This is a genomic window from Microcystis sp. LEGE 08355 (assembly GCF_015207185.1).
GTDB lineage: Bacteria > Cyanobacteriota > Cyanobacteriia > Cyanobacteriales > Microcystaceae > Microcystis > Microcystis panniformis.
The window spans coordinates 1-2,690 of the sequence record NZ_JADEXI010000612.1 but is presented as its reverse complement, the minus strand read 5'-3'; the positions used below and the strand labels follow the sequence as shown (position 1 = coordinate 2,690).

Annotated in this window: 4 protein-coding genes; all 4 read right to left on the bottom strand. The window is 40.8% G+C overall.

Translation table 11 applies throughout. The features are described from left to right. Nucleotides 1-52 precede the first annotated feature (52 nt). Complete coding sequence (locus tag IQ242_RS21905; RefSeq protein ID WP_052277319.1) at nucleotides 53-520, bottom strand: TspO/MBR family protein; 468 nt, start codon at nucleotides 518-520, stop codon at nucleotides 53-55. A gap of 9 nt (nucleotides 521-529) precedes the next feature. After that, the gene (locus IQ242_RS21900) at nucleotides 530-871 is read right to left on the bottom strand and encodes a translation initiation factor (protein ID WP_193961398.1); all 342 of its coding nucleotides are present in this window, start codon (nucleotides 869-871) and stop codon (nucleotides 530-532) included. Between the two features lie 108 nt (nucleotides 872-979). Further along, a complete protein-coding gene (locus tag IQ242_RS21895; RefSeq protein WP_193961397.1) occupies nucleotides 980-2,494 on the bottom strand; it encodes a cryptochrome/photolyase family protein in 1,515 nt (504 codons plus the stop codon). A 2-nt stretch (nucleotides 2,495-2,496) separates the two neighbouring features. Beyond that, nucleotides 2,497-2,655 (bottom strand): hypothetical protein, encoded by a 159-nt coding sequence (locus IQ242_RS21890; RefSeq protein WP_193961396.1) that lies wholly within the window; start codon nucleotides 2,653-2,655, stop codon nucleotides 2,497-2,499. Nucleotides 2,656-2,690 lie beyond the last annotated feature (35 nt).

Here is a 2,690-nt window from a genome sequence, read left to right as displayed (position 1 = left end):
CCCCACACCACACACCCTGCCCCCACCAACAATCTTTTTCAGCAGACTCTATCTATACATCCCGAGGATTGAGATGGCTCATTTCCCAAGTCACATAGGTACCGATCGGACTCCAGATCAGGTAAGGTAGGAGTAGGATGGCCGCCCAAGAAGAAACAGGGAAAACCAATAGTGCCAGAAGACAACCCAAGAAAAAACCCGTACCTCCGATAATCGTTCCCGCTTTGAGACTGCGTAGTTTACAGGTGACGGGAGTATAGGCAGTAATAGTCAATTCCACCAACAGATAAAAAGCCATCAAAAACCAGCGATTAGCCGGTTGAGCTTCCCAGACTAAATAAGCAGAAATTGCGCCACAAATATAGATAATTGTCCAGATAAGAGGGATTAATCTTTCAAAGGTTAACCAATCGGGACGACGCAATCGCGCAAACCAACGTACATCGCGAGAATTGAGTAATCCCCCAGCTAACGCTACCAAAAATCCCACGACACCGATAAGCAACCAAGAGGGAATCATGATTTTAAGCTATCCTCCGCTAATTTTGGCTTTGTAACCCGATTCAATGAGAATTTGTAGAATTTTTTGGCGATGATCTCCTTGAATCTCAATGGTATTTTCTTTAACTGTACCACCCGTTCCGCAAGCAGTTTTTAACTGTTTTAATAATTTCGTCAGAGTTTCGGTTTGGCATTGAAAACCTGTAACCATGGTAACGGTTTTTCCCGCACGACCAGAGCGGGAGGTTTGTACTCGCACATTCTGCTGATTCGGGGGTAATTCGGGAATGGAACGCTCAAAAGCTGGAGAATTACTTTGATCTCCAAATTCCTGATAGGCAATCCGTTTTTTTTCCTTTGATTTACTCATATAGCAATTATCATACTGGGTTTGGGGGTTTTTCAGTGACCAGTAAACAGTAAACAGTAATCAGTGAACTGAAAACTGGCATCTGATAACTGATAACTGATAACTGATTCAAAGCTGACTACTGATAGCTCGTAATTGGTTGGACTGGTAGCGCATTTGATTAAGTTCAGCTGCCGACATTCGATCGAGATGGCCTAAAATCATATTAACTCGACCTTGGGATTTTAATTTTTCTCGATGTCGTGCCAAAAAATCCCAGTAAAGAAAGTTAAAAGGACAGGCAAACTCCCCGACTCGTTCATTTTTTTTATACAGACAACCCCGACAATAATCACTCATTTTATCAATATAGTTGGCCGAGGCGGCGTAGGGTTTGGAGGCGAGAATTCCCCCGTCGGCAAATTGTCCCATTCCCAGTACATTAGTCTGCATTACCCAATCGTAGGCATCGATAAAAACACTATGAAACCAGTTTTCAATCTCTTGGGGAGAGCAACCAAAAATTAAGGCAAAATTGCTCAAAATCATTAATCTTTGAATATGATGAGCATAACCGGTATTTTCCACCTGTGATAATACTTGTTTGAGGCAATTCATCTCGGTTTGATTACTATCCCAAAAGAAAGCTGGTAAGGGTTGTTGATGCTCAAACCAATTATGATTAGCGTAATCTTCTCCCAGATAATGATAAATACCCTGCATATATTCCCGCCATCCCAACACCTGACGGATAAATCCTTCGATGCTATTTAGGGCTAAATTATCTTTTTTATAGGCAATTTCTGCCCCTTGAATAACTTCCAACGGCGTTAGTAATCCTAGATTCAGATAGGGAGATAATAGGGAATGCCAGAGGGTTTCTTCTCCCGTTATCATCGCATCTTGGTAGGGTCCAAAGTTGGGCAGACAATTAGTAATAAAATGCTCCAAAACCTGTAAAGCTTGTCTGCGGGTTACTGCCCAGCGAAAAGGTTTAATTTTTCCATATTTAGGAATATCTAAAGCTTCCACATCAGCGATAACCTGAAGGGTAATTTCATCGGGTTCAAACCAAAGAGGAGCAGCAGTTTTTAATCCATCCTTGGGCGGTTTGCGGTTTTGTTTATCAAAGTTCCATTGTCCTCCTATGGGTTGATTATCCTCGATTAAAATCTGCCACTTTTTGCGACTTTCTCGATAGAAATCCTCTAGCAATAGTCTTTTACGAGATTTAGCCCAATTATTAAAATCTGTCCTTGTCCAGAGAAAGTGATTATTATCAATTAGGGTTATAGCACAGTCTAAATTGAGATTTTTGATTAATCTAAGAAAAGGTAAATCATTAGGCATCATAATCTGTAATTCTTTAATACCTAATCGTTTAATCCAAGCAGATAAAATCGGTTCAAAATCTTCAGCAACTTCGTAGGTGACAGACCATCCTAAAGTTTTTAATTCTTCGGCAAAATGACGCATCGCCGACCAGATTAAAACTAATTTTTGCTGATGATAGGGTCTTGGTCGAATATGATTGTGGGATTCAATTAAAATAACCGGCGTTTCCTGTGAATAGGCTTGACGATTAGCTAAAGCCGCTTGTCCTGTCCATAATTGATCCCCTAAAATCCAAATGCCAATGGTCATAATTATCTCATGGCCTCTACTATTCCGCCGTATTTTTTAGCCATAATATCCGCCATTTCCCGAGCAGAAAATTTACTGGCTTTGTCGATGCTGGGGGTAAATGTCCCCGTAGCGGTTAAATAATGGGTAAATACCCCGACTTTTTTGCTAATAATCCACATATTTCTTGAAGTCAAAAATCAAAAAGGGGATGGGG